The organism is Vibrio sp. D173a (genome assembly GCF_030248475.1).
The window spans coordinates 1-492 of record NZ_JAHGAH010001523.1; the positions used below are offsets into that span (position 1 = coordinate 1).

The window sequence follows — 492 nt, forward strand, 5'->3', positions numbered from 1 at the left end:
GGGAGCGGTGTGCTCGCCATTAAAACACGGGTAAACATCAGGCGTGAGATTGCACACTGCCGTAGAGTGTTTGATACAGTCCTTGTTGTTCAACCAATTCACCATGTATTCCTGTTTGTGTTACTTGCCCATCTTCTAATACATAGATCAGGTCAGCTTGTTTCACCGCAGAAAGCCTGTGCGCAACAATCAATGTTGTGCGGTCTTTCAAAAATTCACTCAGCGCTTTATGCAGTGCGGCTTCAGTTGCAGTATCTAGGGCAGACGTCGCTTCGTCGAGAATAACAAACTTAGGGTTACTCAACACCATTCGAGCGATAGCTAAACGCTGTCTTTGACCGCCGGACAGACGGACACCATTTTTACCTATCTGCGTGTCTAGGCCATCACTCAACTGTGAAATGACGTCTTGCATTTGAGCAATATCTAGGGCACGCCACAACGACATCTAATCATAATCAGCGCCAAGGGTCAGATTATGCCTCAATGTAT

The 492-nt window shown here is 46.5% G+C and carries 1 pseudogene; it reads right to left on the reverse strand.

The window, feature by feature from the left end:
• Window positions 1–37: 37 nt before the first annotated feature.
• A pseudogene (locus KIV40_RS34480) lies at window positions 38–492 on the reverse strand (ATP-binding cassette domain-containing protein); the annotation flags it as partial.